27 protein-coding genes and 2 tRNA genes are annotated in these 23434 nt (G+C 70.5%); 5 read left to right on the forward strand and 24 right to left on the reverse strand.

Translation table 11 applies throughout. The features are described from left to right. Positions 1 to 58: 58 nt before the first annotated feature. The 10 genes from ACFYST_RS06215 to ACFYST_RS06260 all read right to left on the reverse strand — a co-directional run bounded on the left by ACFYST_RS06215 (position 59) and on the right by ACFYST_RS06260 (position 3480). Positions 59 to 514, reverse strand: a complete 456-nt coding sequence (locus tag ACFYST_RS06215) for a hypothetical protein (protein ID WP_387639937.1) — start codon at positions 512 to 514, stop codon at positions 59 to 61. Then, positions 511 to 888, reverse strand: coding sequence for a hypothetical protein (locus tag ACFYST_RS06220; protein WP_387639934.1), 378 nt, complete (start codon positions 886 to 888; stop codon positions 511 to 513). Before ACFYST_RS06220 ends, ACFYST_RS06215 begins: the two co-directional genes overlap by 4 nt. Next, entirely contained in the window at positions 885 to 1127 is a 243-nt protein-coding gene (locus tag ACFYST_RS06225; RefSeq protein WP_387639932.1) for a hypothetical protein, read from the reverse strand. Before ACFYST_RS06225 ends, ACFYST_RS06220 begins: the two co-directional genes overlap by 4 nt. Further along, on the reverse strand, positions 1124 to 1270 hold the full coding sequence (locus tag ACFYST_RS06230; protein ID WP_387639930.1) for a hypothetical protein: 147 nt from the start codon (positions 1268 to 1270) through the stop codon (positions 1124 to 1126). The genes ACFYST_RS06225 and ACFYST_RS06230 overlap by 4 nt, the downstream gene beginning before the upstream one ends. Next, positions 1267 to 1548 (reverse strand): hypothetical protein, encoded by a 282-nt coding sequence (locus ACFYST_RS06235; RefSeq protein ID WP_387639927.1) that lies wholly within the window; start codon positions 1546 to 1548, stop codon positions 1267 to 1269. Before ACFYST_RS06235 ends, ACFYST_RS06230 begins: the two co-directional genes overlap by 4 nt. Beyond that, positions 1545 to 1904 carry a hypothetical protein gene (locus ACFYST_RS06240; RefSeq protein ID WP_387639925.1) on the reverse strand — a complete coding sequence of 120 codons (360 nt, stop codon included), beginning with the start codon at positions 1902 to 1904 and terminating at the stop codon, positions 1545 to 1547. Before ACFYST_RS06240 ends, ACFYST_RS06235 begins: the two co-directional genes overlap by 4 nt. Further along, positions 1901 to 2539, reverse strand: coding sequence for a hypothetical protein (locus ACFYST_RS06245; RefSeq protein WP_387639922.1), 639 nt, complete (start codon positions 2537 to 2539; stop codon positions 1901 to 1903). Before ACFYST_RS06245 ends, ACFYST_RS06240 begins: the two co-directional genes overlap by 4 nt. Then, positions 2536 to 2904, reverse strand: a complete 369-nt coding sequence (locus ACFYST_RS06250) for a hypothetical protein (protein ID WP_387639919.1) — start codon at positions 2902 to 2904, stop codon at positions 2536 to 2538. The genes ACFYST_RS06245 and ACFYST_RS06250 overlap by 4 nt, the downstream gene beginning before the upstream one ends. A 70-nt stretch (positions 2905 to 2974) precedes the next feature. Next, complete coding sequence (locus ACFYST_RS06255) at positions 2975 to 3178, reverse strand: hypothetical protein (RefSeq protein WP_387639917.1); 204 nt, start codon at positions 3176 to 3178, stop codon at positions 2975 to 2977. Beyond that, positions 3175 to 3480, reverse strand: a complete 306-nt coding sequence (locus ACFYST_RS06260) for a hypothetical protein (RefSeq protein WP_387639915.1) — start codon at positions 3478 to 3480, stop codon at positions 3175 to 3177. Before ACFYST_RS06260 ends, ACFYST_RS06255 begins: the two co-directional genes overlap by 4 nt. Positions 3481 to 3748: 268 nt before the next feature. Between ACFYST_RS06260 and ACFYST_RS06265 the strand changes: the two genes are divergently transcribed. Together ACFYST_RS06265 and ACFYST_RS06270 are read left to right on the forward strand one after the other, a co-directional pair. After that, a complete protein-coding gene (locus ACFYST_RS06265; protein WP_387639912.1) occupies positions 3749 to 4177 on the forward strand; it encodes a hypothetical protein in 429 nt (142 codons plus the stop codon). Positions 4178 to 4287: 110 nt separating this feature from the next. Beyond that, a complete protein-coding gene (locus ACFYST_RS06270) occupies positions 4288 to 4560 on the forward strand; it encodes a hypothetical protein (RefSeq protein ID WP_387860387.1) in 273 nt (90 codons plus the stop codon). 45 nt (positions 4561 to 4605) lie between these two features. Here the strand turns inward: ACFYST_RS06270 and ACFYST_RS06275 are convergent, their stop codons facing one another. The 14 genes from ACFYST_RS06275 to dnaA all read right to left on the reverse strand — a co-directional run bounded on the left by ACFYST_RS06275 (position 4606) and on the right by dnaA (position 22109). Then, the gene (locus ACFYST_RS06275) at positions 4606 to 5895 is read right to left on the reverse strand and encodes a tyrosine-type recombinase/integrase (protein WP_387860390.1); all 1290 of its coding nucleotides are present in this window, start codon (positions 5893 to 5895) and stop codon (positions 4606 to 4608) included. A gap of 113 nt (positions 5896 to 6008) precedes the next feature. After that, positions 6009 to 6081: transfer RNA gene (locus tag ACFYST_RS06280), tRNA-Ala, on the reverse strand. A 108-nt stretch (positions 6082 to 6189) separates the two neighbouring features. Continuing rightward, positions 6190 to 6318: a DLW-39 family protein gene (locus tag ACFYST_RS06285; protein ID WP_014137031.1), complete on the reverse strand. Its 129-nt coding sequence runs from the start codon at positions 6316 to 6318 to the stop codon at positions 6190 to 6192. Positions 6319 to 6585: 267 nt separating this feature from the next. Next, the gene (locus ACFYST_RS06290) at positions 6586 to 7578 is read right to left on the reverse strand and encodes a hypothetical protein (RefSeq protein ID WP_387860393.1); all 993 of its coding nucleotides are present in this window, start codon (positions 7576 to 7578) and stop codon (positions 6586 to 6588) included. A gap of 283 nt (positions 7579 to 7861) precedes the next feature. Next, a tRNA-Ile gene (locus tag ACFYST_RS06295) sits at positions 7862 to 7935 on the reverse strand. A 16-nt stretch (positions 7936 to 7951) separates the two neighbouring features. Further along, positions 7952 to 9325: a class I SAM-dependent methyltransferase gene (locus ACFYST_RS06300; RefSeq protein WP_387860396.1), complete on the reverse strand. Its 1374-nt coding sequence runs from the start codon at positions 9323 to 9325 to the stop codon at positions 7952 to 7954. A gap of 221 nt (positions 9326 to 9546) precedes the next feature. Beyond that, positions 9547 to 10251, reverse strand: a complete 705-nt coding sequence (locus ACFYST_RS06305) for a DUF3566 domain-containing protein (RefSeq protein WP_387860399.1) — start codon at positions 10249 to 10251, stop codon at positions 9547 to 9549. Positions 10252 to 10394: 143 nt separating this feature from the next. Next, positions 10395 to 12995, reverse strand: coding sequence for a DNA gyrase subunit A (gyrA, locus tag ACFYST_RS06310; protein ID WP_387639840.1), 2601 nt, complete (start codon positions 12993 to 12995; stop codon positions 10395 to 10397). 37 nt (positions 12996 to 13032) lie between these two features. After that, positions 13033 to 15024 (reverse strand): DNA topoisomerase (ATP-hydrolyzing) subunit B, encoded by a 1992-nt coding sequence (gene gyrB / locus ACFYST_RS06315; protein ID WP_387639837.1) that lies wholly within the window; start codon positions 15022 to 15024, stop codon positions 13033 to 13035. Positions 15025 to 15296: 272 nt separating this feature from the next. After that, a complete protein-coding gene (locus tag ACFYST_RS06320) occupies positions 15297 to 15809 on the reverse strand; it encodes a DUF721 domain-containing protein (protein ID WP_387639835.1) in 513 nt (170 codons plus the stop codon). 67 nt (positions 15810 to 15876) lie between these two features. Next, positions 15877 to 17013 carry a DNA replication/repair protein RecF gene (recF, locus tag ACFYST_RS06325; protein WP_387639831.1) on the reverse strand — a complete coding sequence of 379 codons (1137 nt, stop codon included), beginning with the start codon at positions 17011 to 17013 and terminating at the stop codon, positions 15877 to 15879. 36 nt (positions 17014 to 17049) lie between these two features. Then, positions 17050 to 17925 (reverse strand): phosphogluconate dehydrogenase (NAD(+)-dependent, decarboxylating), encoded by an 876-nt coding sequence (gene gnd, locus ACFYST_RS06330; protein ID WP_387639828.1) that lies wholly within the window; start codon positions 17923 to 17925, stop codon positions 17050 to 17052. Positions 17926 to 18068: 143 nt separating this feature from the next. Continuing rightward, positions 18069 to 19199: a DNA polymerase III subunit beta gene (dnaN, locus tag ACFYST_RS06335; protein ID WP_387639826.1), complete on the reverse strand. Its 1131-nt coding sequence runs from the start codon at positions 19197 to 19199 to the stop codon at positions 18069 to 18071. A gap of 1065 nt (positions 19200 to 20264) precedes the next feature. Further along, positions 20265 to 22109, reverse strand: coding sequence for a chromosomal replication initiator protein DnaA (gene dnaA, locus ACFYST_RS06340; protein ID WP_387860402.1), 1845 nt, complete (start codon positions 22107 to 22109; stop codon positions 20265 to 20267). Between the two features lie 427 nt (positions 22110 to 22536). On the opposite strand from dnaA, the gene rpmH reads away from it, so the two are divergent. The 3 genes from rpmH to yidD are packed head-to-tail and all read left to right on the forward strand — an operon-like array spanning position 22537 to position 23433. After that, positions 22537 to 22674, forward strand: coding sequence for a 50S ribosomal protein L34 (gene rpmH / locus ACFYST_RS06345; RefSeq protein WP_387639821.1), 138 nt, complete (start codon positions 22537 to 22539; stop codon positions 22672 to 22674). A 19-nt stretch (positions 22675 to 22693) separates the two neighbouring features. Further along, complete coding sequence (gene rnpA, locus ACFYST_RS06350) at positions 22694 to 23122, forward strand: ribonuclease P protein component (RefSeq protein WP_387639818.1); 429 nt, start codon at positions 22694 to 22696, stop codon at positions 23120 to 23122. Beyond that, positions 23119 to 23433, forward strand: coding sequence for a membrane protein insertion efficiency factor YidD (yidD, locus tag ACFYST_RS06355; RefSeq protein WP_387639816.1), 315 nt, complete (start codon positions 23119 to 23121; stop codon positions 23431 to 23433). Before rnpA ends, yidD begins: the two co-directional genes overlap by 4 nt. Position 23434: the final 1 nt, after the last annotated feature.

Raw genomic sequence — 23434 nt, forward strand, 5'->3', positions numbered from 1 at the left:
GTGTTGGTGCGGTGGGGCCCGGGCTCGCTGTGCTTTGGGCCCCACCGCTGTGTGGGGCCTACGGCTGGCTGGGGCCGTCGGGCTGGGGCGGGACGTACGGGGCGCCGTCGGTGCGGTCGGCGAGCAGCGCGGCGGCCAGGTGCTCGGCGATCCGGTCGCGGCGCTCCACGTCGGTGAACTCGGCGGCGAGCGGGTGCTCGTCGGCGTAGGCGCGCAGCGCGGCGACCAGCACGGGGAACGGGTCTGCCAGCCGGACGTGGCCGCGCGGACCTCGGACGTCGAGGTCGGGCGCCCGCAGCACGCTGGCGACCTCGGACCACCGGTAGAAGTCGGTGATGGGGAGGAGGCCGCCGGGGTAGCCGGCGGAGATACCGACCGCGGCGGCGAGCGCCAGAGTGGCGTGCGCGGTGGCGGTGGTGGCCACGGCCAGTGCCTCGGCGGGGAAGTCCGCAGCGAGCCGCTCGGCACGGACCGCCAGTGCAGCGCCCATCTCGTAGTGGTCCGGGCCGTTCATCGCTCTCCCCCGAACAGCGCGGGCTGGCGGAGGTCCACCCGCGGGTCGTGCTTCGACGGGTTGCCCTCGGCATCCACGTAGTACGGGGCGCTGGGCGTGATCCCCTTCGGCGCCTTCAGCACGGTGGTGATCGCGATGCTGATGGGGTTCCCGTCCACGTTGCCGCGGGACGGCTCGACGGTGACCAGCACGGCCAACGTCCCCTTCTTGCAGTGCGCGGTGACGGCGGCGATGAGCTGGTGCAGCTCGGCGGTGGCGTCGTCGTGGACGCGCCCGTTCATGTGCTGGTCGAGGAACTGGCCGAACGGCACCGGGACCTGGTCGGGCATCAGCTCGCCGGTGGTGGTGTCGATGCGGAGGGTGGTCGTGCTCATGGGGCGGGGTGCCTTTCGGTGCGGAGCTGGCAGTGCTGGCTGTGCTGGGCCGCTACGCCGTGCTCGCGGTGCGCGAACCGGGCGACGGCGGCGGGGCCGTACGCGGCGTCGGTCCAGCCACAGGGGCAGGCGTAGTCGGCGGTCGGGGGGATGTAGGACTGGCCGGCCCGGGGCCACGGGCCGGAGCCGAACACGACTCGTAGGCCGAAGAACGGCACCGGCCCGGGCGCGGCGGTCACTGCCGGACGGTCACCGCGTAGACGCGGCGGTGGTAGCCCGGACGGTCGGTGCGCATCTCGTAGAGGAGGTCGTCCACCCACAGCACGAGCAGGCCGGCGAGGGCCAGGACCTGCAGGACGATGAGCAGCAGGATGAGCGTCACGGGGCCACCACCAGCAGCTCGGCGCGGGCGATGCCGACAGCGGCGCAGGATCCGGAGCACCACCAGCGCCCCGGATCGGTCGACCCGGCCACCTCGGCGTAGGTCCAGCCGGTGACGGCGGCGGGCGGCGGGGACATGGTCGCGCCGCACCCGTCAACGGGGCAGCACTCGGTGAGCGGGATCGCCGGGCGCGGCTTCGGCGTGCCGGTCTTACCCTCGTTCCATGCCTTCTGCGCCGCGGTCGCGCCGGGCGAGGTGAAGTGCGGGCGCGTCCTCACCGCGCACCGCCGGTCGAGTCGTGGACCAGCAGCGGCTCGGTGTAGTACTCGGTCGGGGTGTCGCCCGCGTACATGGCCATCAGCCCCTCCGGCTCGTCCTCTACGACCGGGGACCAGGTGAGCCGCGCGTCGGGCCAGTCCTGGGCAGCAGCCTCCTCGCAGACATGGGCGGCCGCTCCTGCCGTGGTGTGCAGGCCGAGGCTGTCGGTGTCGTAGAGGGCGCGGTACACGGTGGCCAGCGGGCTGCGGAGCAGGCCGGCGTCGGCGAGGGCCTGGGCGATGCTGGCCGGGCGAGGGTCGCGGAAGAGCATCGCCCGGATGACCAGCTCGGCGGCGTGGGTGCGGTCGACGGTCACTGGGTCGACTCCAGCTCGGGGGCGGCGGCCGGCCGCGAGCCGGTACCGAACATCTCCACCCTGACGCCGTCCACCTCGATGGTGGCCTTGATCCGGGTGGAACCGTCCCGCTCGGTCTCCTCGACGACTACAGGCCTGCCGAGCTGGTCGGCCCACTGTGTGACGGCACTGGCCCCGAACAAGTGGACCGACGGGGTGTTCTCGTAGGCGTCGAGCGAGATCGTCACGGGTGCCGGGGTGAGGGCGAGCGCCGCCTGGTACGCGACCCGAGCAGCAGACGCGATCGGCGGGCTGTCCGGCCTGTGCATGGGGAATCGGGCCTCAGCGGCCTGAACGGCCTCGGTCGCCGCTTCGGTGGCCACACGGGCGGCGATCTTCGAGCGCTCCAACTCGGCCTCAGTCTTGGCAAGTTCACGGTCGAGGATCACCACCTCGGCCACCAGGCCGCGGAGCACCTCGCCAGCGGCGTGCAGCAGCAGCTCGGCGTGCAGCCGCCAGTCCGTCGGCCAGCCCTTGGCGATCGGCACGATCGTGTCGAGGTCCAATGCGTGGATCGCTGCGAGCGCGTCGACCCCGATCTCGGGCGTAGCGCTGGTGTACTGCTGGAACAGCTCTCCGTAGGTGCGGTGGCTCATGCCGTTACCGCCAGTCGGGCCGGAGCAACGGAGGTGGCGGGAACGGGACGGGTGAACGCGGCGGCGGCGCACAGCACGACGGTCACGCCGTCCTGTCGCACCGTCAGCGCCCAGGCCATCCCGGTCGGGGTACGGCGCGAGTTGAGTTTGGCAGCGTCACCGAGCATCTCCCGCCAGGCGTTGAGTCCCACCAGGCCGGCCGGGCCGTCGAAGGTGGCGCGGGCGGCGGTGTCCCCGGCGTCCGGGAACTCCCAGCGCGGGGCCGGAGCGGCCGGGTCGGTGGTGACGAGGGCAGCCGCAGTGAGCCGTGCCACGACTCGAAGGGCTCGGGCCTGGCGCTGCAGAGCGCCGGTAGGCTGATTCATGTCCTACTCCTGACTGTTGGCGTGGGTAGGGCTGGCCGTTCCGGGCTGGACCCCGGGACGGCCCTTGTCGTTACTGGCCGGTGCGCGGGCGGAGCCGTACGTACTGGCGGATCTCGCCGTCACGCCCAGCCGGCAGCGGGCGGGAGACACGAGCGATCGTGAAGCTGCCGCTGCTGCGGAGCGCGGCGATCGCCGCGGCGGCCGGTACGGGGGCTCCGACGATCCGGACCAGGAGGAGCGGGGACTCCGGCTTCTGGTTCGCCACCGCGATCACGCCCGGCGGGTGCGGCCGGTCGCCAGCGGGATGAGCGGCGCCTCGCCCGATTCAGCGGGCAGCGGGGCGTGGCTGTGCATCGCGCGGATCGCAGCGACGTTTGCGGCGCTGAACCGGACCTCTCGCCCGTACTTCTCGTGAGGCAGGCGCTTGATGTGGCGGCGCAGCCAGAGCTCGTTGATGCCGAGGTACTCGGCGAGCCCCTTGTACGTGAGGTACGGGACGCCACCGGGGAGCGGGGGGACGGGCATGTGCAGTTCCGCGAGGGCGGCCGGCGCGGGCCGGGCGAGGGCGAGGGTCATGGGTCACTCCTTGCTGCTCCGAGCCGCTGAATGCGCCTCGGTGTTCCGGAATGAACCATACGCGTTCTCGTTTCAGAACGCCATGCCGTTGTTCCCAATCGAGAACAACCTCAGCGGAACCTCATCTCGCGCTCAAGATGGCGTGAACTTGTCGGGCAGCATGAAGCGCGCCGATCCCGGCACCTGTAGCCTCGTTCGCGAACGCGGGCGCGTCGTTCGCGCCCGAGTACCCCTCCGACCGAGGGGGAAGCGCGCGAAGGAGACGGCGATGGCCAACAGCACGAGCGGGGGAGATCCTCGCCCGACGCCCTTGACGGACATCCTCAATGAGGCGCTGGCCGGCGGTACCACCTTCCGAGAGATCGCAAAACAGTCCATCGACCCAGAGACGGGCAACGGCCCGGGCCTCAGTTGGCTGAACGACCTCGCGAAGGGGAAGGTCAACCGGGCCCCAGAACCTCACACCCTCAGGGCCCTTGCCGTCGGCCTCAGACTGCCGCGCACCCAAGTACAGGCGGCCGCCGCAGAGCAGTTTCTGGAGTACACGAGCAGTGAGCTGAGCGATCTCCCCCCGGACGCCCGCGCGATCGTGAGCCACCTCGCTGAGGTGAACCCGCATGAACTGCCCAGGATTCGGGCGGTCCTTGAGGCACTGATCGCCCAGAGCGATGCAAAAAGCGAGCCAAGGGATGTTTAATCCCAAACATCTTTGATGCGGATCGACAACCTCCTGTTTCCGGCCACTCATCGGGTGTACGTTCGATTCGGCCTCGCGGGACGCGGCATATGCCGAGACAGGGGGTTGACTTGGGCCCACGAAGTGTCAGGTACATCACGGATCGGCTGGACGACGGTGCTCCGTCCGTCCTGGCCCTGATCGGCGACAGCCTGGTGTTGATCGCCGATCACCAGGTGTACGCCGAGAGAGACGTGGCAGCTGCCGCGTCGCTCATCGACGCGTGGGTGACTGCCCACCAACTGGACGCCGACACCGCGCTCGAGGTGCTCGCTCCGCTGGTTCCCCGGATCATCATCGAAGGCCGGGCGGGGTTGTCGCCGCCCGTCCCCGCAACACTGTGAAACTCGCCGTCGGGCCCCCGCCACGCAGGGGCCCGACGGCGTTTTTCAGGCCCGGACCGGCACCTCGAGCAAGGCGGCCGCCTGGCGGACATCGTCGGGGATCTCGACCTTCAGCGCGAACTCCATCGACCAAGCGACGGCGGAGACCAGGTCGTCGTCCATGATGATGAGCAGGTGGCCGTACCGGTCGACCGTGGTCTGGATGCTCTCGTGGCCGAGGCGCGCCGAGATGGCCGGCAGCGGGATCCCCCGGTAGATCAGCCACGACGCGTGAGTGTGCCGAAGGTCATGGATCCGCGGCGCCTTGGTCAGCCCCTCGGCCTGGGCCGCCTCCACTGCAGGCAGCCAGCGCAGCCGCCGGAACGTCCCAGCCTGCCAGGCCGCTCCCTCCGGGGCCGGGAAGAGGATGTCGGTCTGCTTCTTGCCTCGGGCAGCCCGCTGCAGGATGGCTGCCTCCAACGGGGCCAGAACCAAGGTTCGCCGGCTCTTCTTGCTCTTCGGCGGCCCGATCTCGCGCCCGCCGTCCTCGGCTTCTTTCCAGGCCCGCGAAATCCGTATCGCCGGACGACCGTTGATCCTGACCAGGTCGCGCACCTGCAGGGCAGTGGCCTCTCCCCACCGCAGGCCCGTGGACAGCAGCACCTGGGCCAGGTCAACGGCGTCCGGCGCGAGATGCCTGAGGATCAGGCCGGCCTCCCAGTGTTCGAGGAAGGTGGCGACCTCCTCATCCGAGTCGTCCGCCCGGGGAAGGTTGGTCTCGAGACACGGGTTCACGCTGCGAAGCGGGTTCTCGCCGGAGGCGGCCGCCGCGAGGATCGCAGACAGCAGACCGTGCTGGTTGCGAATGGTCTTGGCCGCGAACTTTCGCCGCTTCTTCTCGGGCGGGTCGTGGGGCGCGGGTACACCGTCGGCCATGTCGTTGACCCACTGCTTCACATGCTCGCTGCGGATGGCGTACGGGCCATCCACCACGGCGTGGTCACGGAACCACGGCACCATGTTCTGCTCGACCAGGCGCCGGTACTTCCGCTTGGTGCCGCCCTCGACACCGGTGAGGTTGTCGATGTGCTTCATCGCGTACGGCTCGAACCAGTGGGCCGGGTCGATCTCGGCGGCCGGCTCCGGGTCCGGATCCGGCTCGACGAATCCCCTGCCCGGTACCCATCCGGGCGGCCACTGCTGGCCGTGTCCGTTGACCAAGTCCTTGAAGCGCTCGGCTGACTTCTCGTCGGCGAAGGGCTCCCCCTGCTCCTTGCTCCCCCTCCCATCGCTACGCCATGTGACCGTGTAAACGCGACTGCCGTCTTTGCGTTCTCGAACGCGAATGTGGGCCATTGCATTAGCGTACGCCCGCAGCACAGGTCGGTGCGGGAATCTGTGCGGGAAGGTTCCGGGCACGCAAACGGCCCCCGACCTGTTTCCCCAGGTCGGGGGCCGTTCAACGACTGTGGAGCCTAGGGGAGTCGAACCCCTGACATCTGCCATGCAAAGACAGCGCTCTACCAACTGAGCTAAGGCCCCGAGCAACGGGCACTAGCCTACCCGCTCCCGGGCAGCGCCCCACGCGGGTTTCGGACCGGCCCCGGCCTGTACTCCGCAGGCCGGTCCGAGGAAGACTCGTGCGTCAGCTCAGCGGCCGGCCGGAACCGGGTCGGTCGCCTCGGTCCACAGGTCCTGCTCGGCGCGGTCCGCCTGGACCTGACGGTAGACAAAGAAGCCGCCGAGGGCGACCAGGGCGACCAGGAGAAGCTTCTTCACCGCGGGACCTCGTCCTTCTTGCTTACTTGGATGTAAGGGCACGAACCAGCGGTCAGGCTGAAGACCGCCCTGGGGCCGATGATACACACCGGTAACCGGTTCAGAAGCGGCCCCCGCCACCGTCAACCGGCCGATCTGCAAGCGCCTTTGACGCTTCCCTACCAGTACGGTCATCGGACTGCGAGCCCACTGCCTTCCCCGAATACCGACGAGTCGGACCCGCCGTCGGTTCCGCACCGCCGACGGGCCCTTCGAACACCCCGGCAACTATCCGCGGCGACGCCTGCGCATCAGCGCGACATCCCGCCGGATCGCCCGGACGTCCTCGCTCAGCGCGTCCAGCCGGCCTCCGTGGGCGTCCAGCCGCGACTCCTGCCGGGCGATCCGCACACTGATCGCGGAGATCACCACGCCCTGCGCCTCCAACCGCCGGTCCACCGACCCGAGCGCCTCGGCCAGCTCGGCGACCACACCCGGCAGGTCCTCCGGCTCCTCCCCCGCCGGCGGCACGGCGGGCAGGCACTCCTCGAACGGCTCCAGCCCGTCGATCCGCCGCCGCCACGCCGCCACGGCCGGATCCCGCCGCACCGCCTCCTCCTCGTCCCACCGCAGCTCGCTCCACCGCTTCCACGGCCGCGCCCGGAACATGTGGACGCCCGGCGGCTCGGCCGCCGGACGGGCCGCGCTCTCGATCATGTCGAGCAGTCGGCTGCGGACCTGGCGGGCAACCTCGCTGTCCCGCAGCAGCATCGCGACGTTCAGCACCGCCCGGCGGGAGTACAGGGCGACACCGTTCCCACCGCCCTGGGGGCGGCTGACCACTTGCTGCGCGGGCAGATCGCCCGCCCCCGCCTGCGGCTGACCGCTCTCCGGGCCGCTGACCTGCCAGAGTGACACCTCGTCACTCTGGTTCGCGGGGTTGTCCACAGGCTGCGCGGACAGATCGCCCGCCCCCGCCTGCGGCTGACCGCTCTCCGGGCCGCTGACCTGCCAGAAGCGCATATTGCACTTCTGGATCCCGGGCTTGTCCACAGGCTTGAGGACGGTGTACCCGTTGCTCTCCAACTCCCGGCGGTGACGCCGGAGCACCGACCGGATCACGTTCTCGCCGACCCCGAAGTAGTCGGCGACCATCCGCGTGGTGACGTGCAGCCCGTCGGGCAGCAGGACGAGGGCCTTGACCTCGTCGAGGACTTCGGTGCGCTCGCACAGGCCGCTTCGGAGCGTCCTGGATTCGAGCAGGGCGGCTTCCATGGACATGGGGATGCCTCACAGGGTGAAAGAAGACGTGACGGGGGAACCGCCCGGGTGCCCGGGGCGGGCGGGGCCGGTCATCCGCCGGCCGGAGCAGAGGTCGCGTTGTGTCCCACGTCACCCAATGACCGGGGCTGTCGCCCGGCTATCCCCGACTTCACATCAGTTTCGAGTCAGCTCACCCTGTGTTTCGCCTCTGCGCACCGGGCTCAACGAGCCGTCGCGGCCGGAGGTTACGGGGAAAATGTCGAAGGCCCCGATCACCAGGTGATCGGGGCCTTCGCGCCGGTGGGCCTAACAGGACTTGAACCTGTGGCCTCTTCCTTATCAGGGAAGCGCTCTAACCGTCTGAGCTATAGGCCCTTGCCGCACTCAAAGATTAGCGGACCGATGGCTGATCTCCCAAATCCGTATCCGCGGCCCCCGTCGGACGGTGCTGCTCAGTGGCCTCGGCGAGCCACTGGGCGCGGGTGGCGGGGAGGCGGGAGGCGCCCGCGGGGGTGGGGCGGACGGCGAGGACCTGGTTGATGCCGATGCGGTTCTGCTCGAAGGCGAGGGCGCAGGCGGACATGTAGAGACGCCAGACCCGCGCTCGGCCGCGGCCGGCGAGGGCGGCGGCGTCGGGCCAGTGAGCCTCCAGGTTGGCGACCCATTCGCGGAGGGTGCGGCCGTAGTGCTCGCGGAGGGCCTCGACGTCGCGGACCTCGAAGCCGGCTTCCTCCAGGCGGGTGACGGTGGCGCCGACGGGGGAGAGCTCGCCGTCGGGGAAGACGTAGCGGTCGATGAAGGGGGAGAGCCGGTACTTCTCGCCTGGGTCCAGCGGGCGGCGGGCGATCTGGTGGTTGAGCAGGCGGCCGCCGGGGGCGAGCAGGTCGTACAGGTGGCGGGCGTAGACCAGGTACTGGGCCGAGCCGACGTGTTCGGCCATGCCGACGCTGGAGATGGCGTCGAAGGGCCCGTCGGGGATCTCCCGGTAGTCCTGGAGCCGGATCTCGATCCGGTCGGCCAGGCCGGCCTCGGCGACCCGCTGACGGGCCAGCGCGACCTGCTCGGTGGAGATGGACACTCCGACCGCCTGGACGCCGTAGTGGCGGGCCGCGTGCAGCACCAGGGAGCCCCAGCCGCAGCCGACGTCCAGCAGTCGCATGCCGGGGCGCAGGCCGAGCTTGCGGCAGATCAGGTCGAGCTTGGCCTCCTGGGCGTCCTCCAGGCTCTTGGAGTCGGGGGTCCAGTAGGCGCACGAGTAGACCATGGTGGGGCCCAGCACGAGCCCGTAGAAGTCATTGCCGACGTCGTAGTGGTGGCTGATCGCGGCGCGGTCGCGGCGGCGGCTGTGCAGGCTGCCGCGGCGGCTCCGGACCTCCTCGGGCGGGGGTGCGGGCACCGGGCCGAGCGCGCCGAGGCGCAGGGCGGCGGCGAGCAGGCGGCGGCCGGGGGCGCCGAGGAAGTGGCGCGGGCCGAGCCGCAGGGCGCGGATGTCCGGGTCCTCGGCGAACGCGGCGACGGCGTCCAGCACCTCGTAGAGGTCGGTGCCGGGGTCGAGTTCGAGGTCGCCGGCCACGTAGGCGCGGGCCAGGCCGAGCTCGCCGGGGGCGCAGATCAGGCGGCGCAGGGCGCGGCGGTTGCGCAGGACGATGGTGGGGGCGCCCGGCGGGCCGGCCTGGGAGCCGTCCCAGGTGCGTACTCGCAGTGGGAGCCGACGGCCGATCAGGCCTTCGAGTGCTCGGACCAGTTGCTGTGCGTTCTCCGCCATCACGGACCTCTCGACCGGCCGTACCCGTCCGGGCCGCCCGGTGTCCGCTGTCGCGGCCGGTGGGCCCCGTGCTCGTTCGTGTATGTCATTTGTCCACGCGGCTGCGGTGCGGCCGATCCCGGCGCGCCGCCCGGTCACCCGATTGCCGCCGGAGACGGCGACGGGCCCCGAAGGCTTCAACAGCCTTCGGGGCCCGGGGAATTCCGTGATCTGACGCTGGGTCAGTCCTCTTCGGCGAGGGTGAGTTCGACGCCGCCGGTGAAGCCGGCCGCGGTGTTGTAGATGAACGCGGCGAGGGTGGACAGCGCGGTCATCAGGACCACGTCGACCACCGCGATCAGGGTGGTGAACAGCATGACCTTGCCGAACCCGATGTAGTCCATCAGGTTGAACGCGCCGGAGCTGTCGGTGCCGGTGACGTCCTTGAGGGTGCTGGTCAGGGAGTCGAAGACGCCGAGGCCGTCCAGGGTCATCCAGAGCACCGCGGAGGCGACGATGACGATGATGCCGACGGCCAGCGAGAGCACGAAGCTGACCTTCATGACCGACCACGGGTCGGCCTTGGTGATCCGCAGCCGGGCCTTGCGGACCCGGCCGGTGCCGCCGCCGCCGCCGCCACCGCCACCACCGGTGCCCTGTGCGGGGCGCGGGGCGCCGGGGGCGCCGCCCTGCGGGCCCGGGCCGCCGGTGCGGGTGCCGCGCGCCGGCGTGTTCTGGCCCTTGGCGTACGTGGTGGGCTGGGAGAAGCCGGGCGGGCCGCTGGGGGCCGGCGGGTTCTGGCCGCTGTAGCCGGGCTGGCCGGCCTGCGGCATCACCGAGGTGGACGTGGCGGGGTTCTCGGGGCGCTGCGGCGCACCGTACGGTGTCCCGCCCGGTCCGCCCGACAGACCGCCCGTGGCACCTCCAGCACCCGTGGCTCCGCTCACCGTGGTCCTCCCGAACCGTCCGCCAGGCCGATCGAACCGCCTGGTCCGTGTTGTGCTCGCTCCGCCTGCCCGGTTGGCCTGCGGTCAACCCGCGATGCCCGCCCCGCCGGAAGCGGGACGGGCACCACGGTCGCGGTCGTGCGTCAGCCCTGGTCGGGCGTGCCGTCCGCCTCGTGCTCGGTGGCGGTCGCGGTCTCGGTCGCCTCGGCGTCGAGCTCCGCGCCCTCCTCCTCGTCGGCTTCCGCGTTGCGGGCCATGCCCACCACCGCGTCGCGCTTTCCGAGGTTGATCAGTTGGACGCCCATGGTGTCACGTCCGGTTTCACGAACCTCGGAAACCCTGGTCCGGATCACTCCTCCGGAGAGCGTGATGGCCATGATTTCGTCGGTCTCCTCGACCACCAGGGCGCCGACCAGCGAGCCCCGGCCTTCGACGATCTTCGCAGCCTTGATACCGAATCCGCCGCGACCCTGGACACGGTACTCGTCGACCGACGTCCGCTTGGCGTAACCGCCGTCGGTGGCGGTGAAGACGTACGTCCCCGGGCGGACCACGTTCATCGAGAGCAGTTCGTCGTCCTCGCGGAACGACATGCCCTTGACGCCGGAGGTGGCCCGGCTCATCGGGCGCAGTGCCTCGTCGGTGGCCTTGAAGCGGATCGACTGGGCCTTCTTGGAGATCAGCAGCAGGTCGTCGTCGGCGGAGACCAGCTCGGCGCCGATCAGCTCGTCGTCCCGGCCCTCCTCGTCCTGGCGCAGGTTGATCGCGATCAGGCCGCCGGAGCGCGGGGAGTCGTAGTCCTTGAGCGGGGACTTCTTGACCAGGCCGCCGCGGGTGGCGAGCACCAGGTACGGCTTGTCCTCGTAGGTGCGCACCGCCATCACCTGGGTGATGTGCTCCTCCGGCTGGAAGGCCAGCAGGTTGGCGACGTGCTGGCCGCGGGCGTCGCGCCCGGCGTCGGGCAGCTCGTAGCCCTTGGCGCGGTAGACCCGGCCCTTGTTGGTGAAGAACAGGATCCAGTTGTGCGTGGTGGTGACGAAGAAGTGGTCGACGATGTCGTCCTGCTTCAGCTGCGCGCCGCGCACGCCCTTGCCGCCGCGCTTCTGCGAGCGGTAGAGGTCGGAGCGGGTGCGCTTGACGTAGCCGCCGCGGGTGATGGTGACCACGATGTCCTCTTCGGCGATGAGGTCCTCGATCGAGAGGTCACCGTCGGAGGGGATCAGGGTGGAGCGCCGCTCGTCGCCGTACTTCTCGACGATCGCGGTGAGCTCCTCGGAGACGATCTCGCGCTGCCGGGCGGGCGAGGCGAGGATCGCGTTGTACTCGTTGATCTTGGCCTGGAGCTCGTCGTGCTCGCTGAGGATGCGGGCGCTCTCCAGGGCGGCCAGGCGGCGCAGCTGCATCTCGAGGATGGCGTTGGCCTGGAGTTCGTCGATCTCCAGCAGCTGCATCAGGCCGGTGCGGGCGGCGTCGGCGCTCTCCGAGGCGCGGATCAGCGCGATCACCGCGTCGATCTGGTCGAGTGCCTTGAGCAGCGCGCGCAGGATGTGGGCGCGCTCCTCGGCCTTGCGCAGCCGGAAGGTGGTCCGGCGGACGATGACCTCGATCTGGTGGGCGACCCAGTGCCGGATGAAGGCGTCCAGCGAGAGGGTGCGCGGCACGCCGTCGACCAGGGCCAGCATGTTGGCGCCGAAGTTGGTCTGCAGGTCGGTGTGCTTGTACAGGTTGTTGAGCACGACCTTGGCGACCGCGTCCCGCTTGAGCACGATGACCAGGCGCTGGCCGGTGCGCGAGGAGGACTCGTCGCGGACGTCGGCGATGCCGGCGATCCGGCCGTCCTTGACCAGGTCGGCGATCTTCAGGGCGAGGTTGTCCGGGTTGACCTGGAACGGCAGCTCGGTGATCACCAGGCACTGGCGGCCCTGGATCTCCTCGACCTCGACCACCGCGCGCATGGTGATCGAGCCGCGGCCGGTGCGGTAGGCGTCCTCGATGCCGCGGCGGCCGACGATCAGCGCGCCGGTCGGGAAGTCGGGGGCCTTGATCCGCTCGATCAGGGCTTCCAGCAGCTCCTCGTTGGAGGCCTCGGGGTGCTCCAGCGCCCAGAGCGCTCCGGAGGCGACCTCGCGCAGGTTGTGCGGCGGGATGTTGGTGGCCATGCCGACCGCGATGCCGGTGGCGCCGTTGACCAGCAGGTTGGGGATGCGTGCGGGCAGGACGGTGGGTTCCTGCTGGCGGCCGTCGTAGTTGGCGGCGAAATCGACGGTCTCCTCGTCGATGTCGCGCATCATCTCCATCGCCAGCGGCATCATCTTGCACTCGGTGTAGCGCATCGCCGCGGCCGGGTCGTTGCCCGGGGAGCCGAAGTTGCCGTTGCCGTCGACCAGCGGCATCCGCATCGACCAGGTCTGCGCGAGGCGGACCAGGGTGTCGTAGATCGAGGTGTCGCCGTGCGGGTGGTAGTTACCCATCACGTCGCCGACCACGCGGGCGCACTTGTAGTAGCCCTTCTCGGGCCGGTAGCCGCCGTCGTACATCGCGTAGAGCACGCGGCGGTGCACCGGCTTGAGGCCGTCGCGGACCTCGGGCAGGGCGCGCGACACGATGACGCTCATCGCGTAGTCGAGGTAGGAGCGCTGCATCTCGGTCTCGAGCTCGATGAGCTCGACCCGGTGTCCGCTCTGGGCAGGGGTGGTGCTGTCCTCGGGCTGCTCGCCGCCGTCCGGACGGTTGTCGTCGACCACTGGTGGTCAGTTTCCTTTCAACGATCCTTGGCGGACGTCAGACGTCCAGGAAGCGGACGTCCTTCGCGTTGCGCTGGATGAAGGAGCGGCGGGCCTCGACGTCCTCGCCCATCAGGACGGAGAACAGGTCGTCGGCACGGGCGGCGTCCTCCAGGGTGACCTGGAGCAGCAGGCGGTGGGCGGCGTCCATGGTGGTGACGCGCAGCTCCTCGGCGTTCATCTCGCCGAGGCCCTTGAAGCGCTGGATGGCGTCGTCCTTGGGGAGCCGGCGGCCGGCCTCGACGCCGGCCGCGATCAGCGCGTCGCGCTCGCGGTCGGAGTAGGCGTACTCGAACTCGTCCCGGCCCCACTTGATCTTGTACAGCGGGGGCATCGCCAGGTAGACGTACCCGGCCTCGACCAGCGGGCGCATGAAGCGGAACAGCAGGGTCAGCAGCAGGGTGCGGATGTGCTGTCCGTCGACGTCGGCGTCGGCCATCAGCACGATCTTGTGATAGCGGAGCTTCTCGGCGTCGTAGTCCTCCTGGATGCCGCAGCCGAAGGCCGAGATCAGCGCCTGGACCTCGGTGTTCTGCAGCACCTTGTCGATCCGGGCCTTCTCGACGTTCAGGATCTTGCCGCGGATCGGGAGGATGGCCTGGGTGCGCGGGTCGCGGCCCTGCTTGGCGGAGCCGCCGGCCGAGTCACCCTCGACGATGAAGATCTCGCACTCGGCCGGGTCCTTGGACTGGCAGTCCGAGAGCTTGCCGGGCAGCGAGGCGGACTCCAGCAGGCCCTTGCGGCGGGTCAGGTCGCGGGCCTTGCGGGCGGCGACCCGGGCGCTGGCGGCCTGGATGGACTTGCGGACGATGTCCGCGGCCTCGTTGGGGTTGCGGTCCAGCCAGTCGGCCAGGTGCTCGTTGACCACCTTCTGCACGAAGGTCTTGGCCTCGGTGTTGCCGAGCTTGTCCTTGGTCTGGCCCTCGAACTGCGGCTCGCCGAGCTTGACCGAGATGATCGCGGTCAGGCCCTCGCGGATGTCCTCGCCGGAGAGGTTGTCGTCCTTGTCGCGGAGCAGCTTCTTGTCGCGCGCGTACCGGTTCATCAGACCGGTCAGCGCGGCACGGAAGCCCTCCTCGTGGGTGCCGCCGCCGTGGGTGTGGATGGTGTTCGCGAACGAGTACACGCCCTCCGTGTAGGAGGAGTTCCACTGCATCGCGATCTCGGCGGAGATCCGCTTGTCCTTGTCCTCCGCCTCGAAGTCGATCACCGAGGGGTGGACCGCCTCGCCCTTGCGGGAGTTGAGGTGCGCGACGAAGTCGGCGATGCCGCCGTCGTACTTGTACGTGACGGCGAGCGGCTTGCCCTCCTCGTCGGCGTGCTCGGCGCGCTCGTCGGTCAGCGAGATGGTCAGGCCCTTGTTGAGGAAGGCCATCTCCTGGAAGCGGCGGGAGAGCGTCTCGAAGGAGTAGACGGTGGTCTCGAAGATGTCCGGGTCGGCCCAGAAGGTGACGGTGGTGCCGGTCTCCTCGGTGGCCTCGTGCTTGGCCAGCGGGGCGGTCGGGGCACCGGCCTTGTACTCCTGGGTCCAGCGGGCGCCGTCGGTGAGGATGTCCACCGCGAGGCGGTTGGAGAGCGCGTTCACCACGGAGATGCCGACGCCGTGCAGACCGCCGGAGACCGCGTAGCCGCCGCCGCCGAACTTGCCGCCCGCGTGCAGCACGGTCAGGACGACCTCGACGGCCGGCTTGTCCTGGCCGGGCATGATGCCCACCGGGATGCCTCGGCCGTTGTCCACCACCCGCACGCCGCCGTCGGACAGGATCGTCACGTCGATGGTGTCGGCGTGGCCGGCCAGCGCCTCGTCGACGGAGTTGTCGACGATCTCGTAGACCAGGTGGTGCAGGCCGCGCTCACCGGTCGAGCCGATGTACATGCCGGGGCGCTTGCGGACGGCGTCGAGTCCCTCCAGCACCTGGATCGCGCTGGCGTCGTACGCCTTGTTGTCGGACGGGTCTGGGGTCTGGCTGGGGTTGCCGGAATCGGCCACGAAGCGCCCTCTCTGGCACAGCGGGGCCGCGCCCCTTCCCGCTTGTCTGGGCAGGTGTGCGACCACGGCGTTTCGACTCTGTTGCTCCACGCAACGGTGTTTGCGCTTCAGTCTACCGGTACGACTGACAGAGAGGGGCGTTTGGCAGCCCCTGAGGGCAGATGTGCCGCCCTGAATCCCCTCGGGACGAGTCCCGATACTCGGCAGGGGGGCTCAGAGCGCCTGGACGGGCCGTCAGCGATTCCGGAGGGCCCCGATCCGCTCCGCCGGGCTCAGCCCCAGGTGTCCCCGGGGCCCTTGCTGCCGGGCGCCCGCAACCGCCCGTAACCGCGGACCGGGGCGTCCGGGCCCAGTACCTTGATCACCCGGACCGTGCCGTGCCCCAGCTCGTGATTCAGCCGGGCCACCAACTGGCGTGCCAGCAGCCGGAGTTGAGTGGCCCACGCGGTGGAGTCGCACTGCACGGTGAGCACCGCCTCGGACTCCGCGTACGACTTGGGTTCACAGTGCGCAGCGATGTCCGGCCCCACGATCTGCGACCAGCGGCCCATCACGCCGCCCACCGCGGCCGGCGCCTCCCAGCCCCGTTCGGTGATCAGCCGGTTCAGCGCGGCACCCAGCGGCACCGGGTCGCGGCCGTCCGCGCGGGCGCCGCTGCGCAGTCCGGTCCGCTTGGCCTCCCGGCGCTCGCGGACCTGCTCGCCGCGCTGCCGGGCCTGCTCCTTGGCGGCGCGCAACGCCACCCGGGCCAGGTCCACACCCGAAAGCTCCGAACCCTCCGACATCACGCTCCATCCCCAGGCTGTGGACAACTGCACCGACGAGCGGTCCAGGGTACGGGCTCGCCGGGACTCACGCGGTGAGCCGGGTCACGGTGCCGTCCGCGACGGCGTACCGGGCGCCGCTGAGCGCCTTCGGGACGTCCTCCGCGACCGCAGCGGTGACCAGCACCTGCTCGCCGCCGGCCACCAGCTCGGCCAGCCGGTCGCGGCGGCGGGCGTCCAGCTCGGCGAAGACGTCGTCCAGGATCAGCACCGGCTCGCCGCCCTCGGAGCGCAGCAGCTCGTACGAGGCGAGCCGCAGGGCCAGCGCGTACGACCAGGATTCGCCGTGGCTGGCGTAGCCCTTGGCGGGCAGCGGGCCGAGCCGCAGCAGCAGTTCGTCGCGGTGCGGGCCGACCAGGGTCAGGCCGCGCGCGACCTCCTGCGGCCGGGCCGCCTGCAGGGCGTCCAGCAGCTGCTGCTCGGCCTGTTCGCGGCTGGTCGGCAGCTCGCCCTCGAAGGAGGAGCGGTACTCCAGCACGGTCTCCCCGCCGCCCGGGGCGAGCTGGCGGTAGGCCTCGGCGACCAGCGGCTGCAGGGCGGCGACCAGCTGGATCCGGAAGGCGGTCAGTTCGGCCCCGGTGCGCGCCAGGTGGCCGTCCCAGACCTCCAGGGTGGCCAGGTCGGCGGCCTTGCCGCCGCCGTGCCGGCGGGCCGTCGCGGCGGTCTTCAGCAGGGCGTTGCGCTGCTTGAGCACCCGCTCGTAGTCGGAGCGCACCCCGGCCAGCCGGGGCGCGCGGGCGGTCAGCAGCTCGTCCAGGAAGCGACGGCGCTCGCCCGGGTCGCCCTTGACGAGGGTGAGGTCCTCGGGGGCGAACAGCACGGTGCGCAGCACGCCCAGCACGTCGCGCGGGCGGACGTTGTCGGAGCGGTTCAGCCGGGCCCGGTTGGCCTTGCCGGGGGTGATCTCCAGCTCCACCAGGGTGTTCCGGCCGCCCTGGGCGACCACGTTGGCCCGGACCACCGCCCGCTCGGTGCCGAGGCGCACCAGCGGGGCGTCGGTGGCGACCCGGTGGCTGCCCAGGGTGGCGATGTAGCCGATCGCCTCGACCAGGTTGGTCTTGCCCTGCCCGTTGGGCCCCACGAACGCGGTGACGCCCGGGTCGAGCGGAACCTCGACCCGGGCGTAGGAACGGAAGTCGGCGAGCGACAGGTGCGCGACGTGCATGACGGTGGACTGCGCTCGCCTTCTGGCCGTGGGTGGTTACTTCGACTCGACCGCGTGGCCGCCGAACTGGTTGCGCAGCGCGGCGATCATCTTCATCTGCGGCGAGTCGTCCTGGCGGGAGGCGAAGCGGGCGAACAGCGAGGCGGTGATCGCCGGCAGCGGCACCGCGTGGTCGATCGCGGCCTCGACCGTCCAGCGGCCCTCGCCGGAGTCCGCGGCCCAGCCCTTGAGCTTGGCCAGGTGCTCGTCGTCGTCCAGCGCCCGGACCGCCAGGTCGAGCAGCCAGGAGCGGATGACGGTGCCCTCCTGCCAGCTGCGGAACACCTCGCGCACGTCGGTGACCTCGGGGGCCGCCTCCAGCAGCTCCCAGCCCTCGGCGAAGGCCTGCATCATCGCGTACTCGATGCCGTTGTGGACCATCTTGGCGAAGTGGCCGGCGCCGACCTTGCCGGCGTGCACCGAGCCGAACTCGCCCTCGGGCTTGAGCGCGTCGAAGACCGGCTGGACCTTCGCGACGTGCTCGGCGTTGCCGCCGTACATCAGCGCGTAGCCGTTCTCCAGGCCCCAGACGCCGCCGGAGACGCCGCAGTCGACGAAGCCGATGCCCTTGGCGGCCAGCAGCTCGGCGTGCTGGATGTCGTCGGTCCAGCGGGAGTTGCCGCCGTCCACCACCACGTCGCCGGGGGAGAGCAGCTCGGCCAGGTGCTCGACGGTCTCCTGGGTCGGGCCGCCGGCCGGGACCATCACCCACACCACGCGGGGGCCCTCGAGCTTGGCGACCAGCTGCTCCACGCTGTCGACGTCGGCGAGGTCGGGGTTGCGGTCGTAGCCGATGACGGTGTGGCCGGCGCGGCGGATGCGCTCGCGCATGTTGCCGCCCATCTTGCCGAGACCGATGAGGCCGAGCTCCATGACAAGTCCTTCACTGTGGTGTCGTGCTTGACGGCGGCGCCGTTGCCGCGCTCCCCGAGCCTACGCCGCTGATCGGGAAGGTCCGGGCAGCCACAGGGGCGCGGAGGCCGGTGGCCCTCGCGCCCCTGGTGATCCGGGCTCGGTCAGCCGGAGAGGCGGACCGGCATGATCAGGTACTGGTAGGCCTCGTCGGGCTCCGCGTCCACCGCGGGCTTGCCGGTGAGCAGGGCCGGCTTGGTCGGGGTGGTGAAGCTCAGCTGCGCGTACGCGGCGTCGATCGCCTTGAGCCCCTCCTCCAGGTAGCCGGGGTTGAACGCGATCGAGATGTCGTCGCCCTCGAGGTCCGCCTCGACCCGCTCGGAGGCCTGGGCGTCGTCGCCCGAGCCGGCCTCCAGGGTCAGCACGCCCTGCTCGAAGTTCAGCCGGACCGGGGTGTTGCGCTCGGCCACCAGCGAGACGCGCTTGAGCGCCTCCAGGAACGGCTGGGTCTGCACCGCGGCAACCGCCGAGAACTCGGTCGGGAAGATCGACCGGAACTTCGGGAACTCGCCCTCCAGCAGGCGGGTGGTGGTCCGCCGGCCGGCGCCCTCGAAGCCGATCAGGCCCTCGCCGGCACCGCCCGTGGACAGCGCGATCGACACGTGGTCGCCGCTGCCCAGCGACTTGGCGATGTCCTGCAGGGTCTTGGCCGGGACGAGCGCGACGGCGTTGATGTCGTCCTGCTCGGGCTTCCACAGCAGCTCGCGGACGGCGAACCGGTACCGGTCGGTGGCGGCCAGGGTGATCCCGCTGCCGTTGATCTCGACCCGGACGCCGGTCAGCACCGGGAGGGTGTCGTCACGGCCGGCGGCGACCGCGGCCTGGCTGACCGCCGAGGCGAACACGTCGCCCGGGACGGTGCCGGTGGCGGTCGGCATCTGCGGCAGCGCCGGGTACTCGTCGACCGGCAGCGTCGGCAGGGTGAACCGCGAGCTTCCGCAGACCACGCTGACCCGCATGCCGTCGGTGGAGATCTCCACCGGGCGGTTCGGCAGGTTGCGCGAGATGTCGTTGAGCAGGCGACCGGACACCAGGACGGTGCCGGCCTCCTCGACGTCCGCCTCCAGCTCGACCCGGGCCGAGACCTCGTAGTCGAAGCCGGACAGCGCCAGCTTGCCCTCCTGCGCCGTCAGCAGCAGGCCGGCCAGCACCGGCACCGGCGGCCGCGCGGGGAGGCTGCGGGCGGCCCAGGCCACCGCCTCCGCGAGGACATCACGCTCCACCCGGAACTTCACCGGTAACCGCCTCCTGGCTGCTGTCGCCGCGCCGTCGGCCCGTATCGCCGACCGGCGCTGTTGATCGTCTTCCGGCTCCCCGCCGACCGGACTCGCTCCGCTCGGCTTCCAGGTGCCGAAGGACAGTCTGACGTACTCGGCCGACAGTCGGGGCAGATGGGCGGAAGCAAGCCGAACAGATGTCGGGGCGCGGTTGTCCACAGATTCGGGCCACCCCCACTGTTGATCAAGTCTCGAGGTCTCTAGGTGTAGCAGTAGTAGTAGGGCCTGTGGATACCGTGGATAACCCCGTTTTCGCAGGTCAGAGCCGATTTTTTGTCCACAGGTCTTGTGGACGGCCGATGTGGACAACCTAGGCCTGCTGTGGACAGCGGAGCGTAATCCACAGGGCACTGTCAGTATCCACAGGTTATCCCCAGGTTCATCCACAGAAATTGCCCGGGTTATCCACGGGCTTCGATCAACATCACGTGACGCCTTTCACACCCAGGCCTGACAAGGGAGTTGATGTTGTCGAACTGTGGACGCCGCTGTGGAAAACCTGGGGATAACTCCCCATCTCCTGTGGACGACCTGTGGACGACGCTGAGGACACCCTGACGACTCCTCAGTTCTCCACAGGCTGTGGATAACTGTTGTGCACAAGTCCACAGGGGTCTGACCTGCGCCGAAGAGCGTAGCCGTGATCCGCCTGTGGAGGAACCTCTGGATAACTCGGGCCGGTGGAGCCTGTGGACGGGGAAATCCCACCCGTTCCTGTGGACAACTCCAGTACGCACCCGAACCGTTCGAATTGCTGCGCTGATGTTCGGGTGGGCGGCGGATCGGCCGCCCGGGGCCACTGAGTCGATTCCTGCCCCGCTGCCGGCCGTTCCACACCCACGGATCGCCCGGATTCGCCCGGGCGGCCCGTCTCCGGCCTGTCCCCGGCCTGTCCACCAGCCCGTCTTCGACCTGTTTCCGGCCCGTCTGCGGCCCGTCTGCGGCCCGCTGCGGGCACGCCGAAGGGGAGCCCGGCCGACTCGGCCCGACTCCCCTTCGGATGCGTCAACTGCCGCCCTGCGGCTAGCTCTTGATGCGGTTGGTCAGCTCGGTGACCTGGTTGTAGATGGACCGCCGCTCGGCCATCAGCGAGCGGATCTTCCGGTCCGCGTGCATCACCGTGGTGTGGTCCCGGCCGCCGAACTGCGCGCCGATCTTCGGCAGCGACAGGTCGGTCAGCTCCCGGCACAGGTACATGGCGATCTGACGGGCCGTCACCAGCACCCGGCTGCGCGAGGATCCGCACAGGTCCTCCACGCCCAGCCCGAAGTACGCGGCGGTCTGCTGCATGATCACCTGCGCGGTGATCTCCGGCCCGGCGTCCTCGGCGCCGCCCGGGATCAGGTCCTTCAGGACGATCCCGGCCAACTCCAGGTCCACCGGCGCCCGGTTCAGGTTGGCGAACGCGGTGACCCGGATCAGCGCGCCCTCCAACTCCCGGATGTTGCGGGTGATCCGGGACGCGATGAACTCCAACACGTCGGCGGGAGCGTTGAGTTGCTCCTGGATCGCCTTCTTGCGCAGGATCGCGATCCGGGTCTCCAGCTCCGGCGGCGTGACGTCGGTGATCAGGCCCCACTCGAACCGGTTGCGCAGCCGGTCCTCCAGCGTGATCAGCTGCTTGGGCGGCCGGTCCGAGGAGAGCACGATCTGCTTGTTGGCGTTGTGCAGCGTGTTGAACGTGTGGAAGAACTCCTCCTGCGTCGACTCCTTGCTGGCCAGGAACTGGATGTCGTCGACCAGCAGGATGTCGATGTCCCGGTAGCGCTTGCGGAACGCGTCCGCCTTGCCGTCCCGGATCGAGTTGATGAACTCGTTGGTGAATTCCTCGGAGCTCACGTACCGCACCCGGGTGCCCGGGAACAGGCTGCGCGAGTAGTGCCCGATGGCGTGCAGCAGGTGGGTCTTGCCGAGACCGGACTCGCCGTAGATGAACAGCGGGTTGTACGCCTTGGCCGGGGCCTCGGCGACCGCCACCGCCGCGGCGTGCGCGAAGCGGTTGCTGGCGCCGATCACGAAAGTGTCGAACAGGTACTTGGGGTTCAGCCGGGCGTTCGGCTCGTCCTTGCGGGAGCCGCCGGCCGGGGGAGCGCCGGGCGGGGCCGGGACGCCGGGAGCGGGTCGCCGCTCCACCGGGGCCGGCCGGTCGGACGGACGGGGCGCGCCCCGCCGGGAGCCGCCGTGCCGCGGCCGGTCCTCGTCCGGGGAACCCAGCGCGCCGCCGAACAGGTCGCCCTGCGCCGAGTCCGGGCCCGGACGGCTGGTCCGCCGCGGGGCCGGCTCCGGGCGCCGCTCGGGCGCCGCCTGCGGCTCCCAGCTCCCGCCGTTCGGGTCGGGCTGCTCCCGGTACGGGTCCTGCGGCGGGGCCCCGTAGGGCTCGGCCGCAGGGTAGCCCTGCGGGTAGGACGGGCGCTGGTAGTCGTCGCCGCCGGGGCGGCCCGGCCAGGCGCCCGGCTGCGGCTGGTAGCCCTGTTCGGCCTGCTGATAGCCCTGCTCCGACGGGTAGCCCTGCTCGGACGGGTAGCCGTGCTCGGACCGCGGGTGCGGCCACTCCGCGCCGTCCTCGGGCTCCGGCTCGGGCTCCTGCTCGGCGGGCGGGGCGGCGTTGGCGTCCACCATGACGGCGATCCGCACCTGCCGGCCGAATTCGTGCGAGATGGCCTCGGTCAGCTGCGGCAGCAGCCGGCCCTCCAGCACCTGCTTGGCGAACTCGTTGGGCGCCGCGAGCAGGGCGGTGTCGTGCATCATCCACATCGGCTGGGTGCGACGGACCCAGTTCTTGTCCTTCTCCACGACATCGCTGTCGCTGACCAGTCGCTCGACGACCCTCGACCACATCAGGACGAGATCGCTGTTGACATCAGCCACTGGTACACGCTTTCTCGTTCCCCGGGCAGGGGCAGTCAGTCAAGGTCGGGAGTGGTTGGGGTGGGCGCGGCGCGAAGGCGGCCGCGAGCACAGAACAAAAGAGACAAGTCCTGCAACGGTAGTCAGCGCGCAGAGCTGATTCAAGTCGTTGTCCACAGGCTGTGGGCAACGGGCCGACACCCACCTGGTTTGACCCTCGGACCCGCCGCCGCGTACCGTAACCAGGTCGAGTTGTCGATGGCCGCTGCCGCATGTCCGCGGGTCCACCCGCTTCCATGACGCGCGCAGCACGGGCGCCGTGGTGGTCCCGGTCCAGCAGATCTGGGCCCCGGGACCGGATTTCCCAGTGCAAGGGGAGATCGCGCGGACGCACGGTGACGGCCAAGCGACCTCCCGTCATCCTACGATTCACCCCAGGAGCCCCCGAGTGAGCAAGCGCACCTTCCAGCCGAACAACCGTCGTCGCGCCAAGACCCACGGCTTCCGGCTGCGTATGCGTACCCGCGCCGGCCGCGCCATCCTGGCCGCGCGTCGCAACAAGGGCCGCAGCGCCCTGTCCGCCTGATCCGCGCCAAGGGTCTGCAGTGCTGCCCACCGAGAATCGGCTGCGGCGGCGCCAGGACTTCGCGACCGCGGTGAAACGCGGTCGCCGCGCCGGTCGGCCCCTGCTGGTGGTCCACCTCCACAGAGAGGTGGCACCTGATGAGGGCGCCGACCGGAACAGCGACTCCCGCCCGCACGTCGCCGAGGGGCTTCCTTCGGCGCGTGCGGGTTTCGTCGTGAGCAAGGCCGTGGGTCCGGCCGTGGTCCGCAACGTGGTGAAGCGTCGGCTGCGTCACCTGGTCCGCGAGCGTCTGTCCCGGGTGCCCGAAGGTAGCCTGATAGTGGTACGGGCGTTGCCCGCTGCGGCGGCGGCCTCGTACGAAGAACTCGGGCACGACCTGGACGCGGCGCTGCGCCGCCTGATCAGGTCGGATCCGGCCGGCAGTGCCCCGACGGGAACAGGGCGATGAAGTACCTGCTGATGGGCCTGATCAGGCTCTACCAGTGGACGATCAGTCCACTGCTCGGCCCGGTGTGCCGTTACTACCCCTCGTGCTCCCGCTACGGGTACGAGGCGGTGCGCGTCCATGGGGCGATCAAGGGAAGCGGGCTGACCGCTTGGCGCATCCTGCGCTGCAATCCCTGGTCTCCCGGTGGGGTCGACCATGTTCCGCCGCGAAAGCATCCGGTGTGGCACCGCCGGCTGCGCAATCTGATGACCCCCACGAGCGGGACCGCCGAGCCGGAGCCGGTGGCGAAGCCCGATGTCCAAGGAGTCTGAC

The sequence above is a fragment of the Kitasatospora sp. NPDC004614 genome, from assembly GCF_042873675.1.
In the GTDB taxonomy this organism is placed as follows: Bacteria; Actinomycetota; Actinomycetes; order Streptomycetales; family Streptomycetaceae; genus Kitasatospora.

What these genes read in the sequence shown, in the direction of transcription:
- ACFYST_RS06215 (WP_387639937.1), bottom strand. Translation starts at nt 514, where the DNA reads ATGAACGGCCCGGACCACTACGAGATGGGCGCTGCACTGGCGGTCCGT.
- ACFYST_RS06220 (WP_387639934.1), bottom strand. Translation starts at nt 888, where the DNA reads ATGAGCACGACCACCCTCCGCATCGACACCACCACCGGCGAGCTGATG.
- ACFYST_RS06245 (WP_387639922.1), bottom strand. Translation starts at nt 2,539, where the DNA reads ATGAGCCACCGCACCTACGGAGAGCTGTTCCAGCAGTACACCAGCGCT.
- ACFYST_RS06250 (WP_387639919.1), bottom strand. Translation starts at nt 2,904, where the DNA reads ATGAATCAGCCTACCGGCGCTCTGCAGCGCCAGGCCCGAGCCCTTCGA.
- ACFYST_RS06260 (WP_387639915.1), bottom strand. Translation starts at nt 3,480, where the DNA reads ATGACCCTCGCCCTCGCCCGGCCCGCGCCGGCCGCCCTCGCGGAACTG.
- ACFYST_RS06265 (WP_387639912.1), top strand. Translation starts at nt 3,749, where the DNA reads ATGGCCAACAGCACGAGCGGGGGAGATCCTCGCCCGACGCCCTTGACG.
- ACFYST_RS06275 (WP_387860390.1), bottom strand. Translation starts at nt 5,895, where the DNA reads ATGGCCCACATTCGCGTTCGAGAACGCAAAGACGGCAGTCGCGTTTAC.
- ACFYST_RS06290 (WP_387860393.1), bottom strand. Translation starts at nt 7,578, where the DNA reads ATGTCCATGGAAGCCGCCCTGCTCGAATCCAGGACGCTCCGAAGCGGC.
- ACFYST_RS06300 (WP_387860396.1), bottom strand. Translation starts at nt 9,325, where the DNA reads ATGGCGGAGAACGCACAGCAACTGGTCCGAGCACTCGAAGGCCTGATC.
- ACFYST_RS06320 (WP_387639835.1), bottom strand. Translation starts at nt 15,809, where the DNA reads ATGTCGGAGGGTTCGGAGCTTTCGGGTGTGGACCTGGCCCGGGTGGCG.
- recF (WP_387639831.1), bottom strand. Translation starts at nt 17,013, where the DNA reads ATGCACGTCGCGCACCTGTCGCTCGCCGACTTCCGTTCCTACGCCCGG.
- gnd (WP_387639828.1), bottom strand. Translation starts at nt 17,925, where the DNA reads ATGGAGCTCGGCCTCATCGGTCTCGGCAAGATGGGCGGCAACATGCGC.
- yidD (WP_387639816.1), top strand. Translation starts at nt 23,119, where the DNA reads ATGAAGTACCTGCTGATGGGCCTGATCAGGCTCTACCAGTGGACGATC.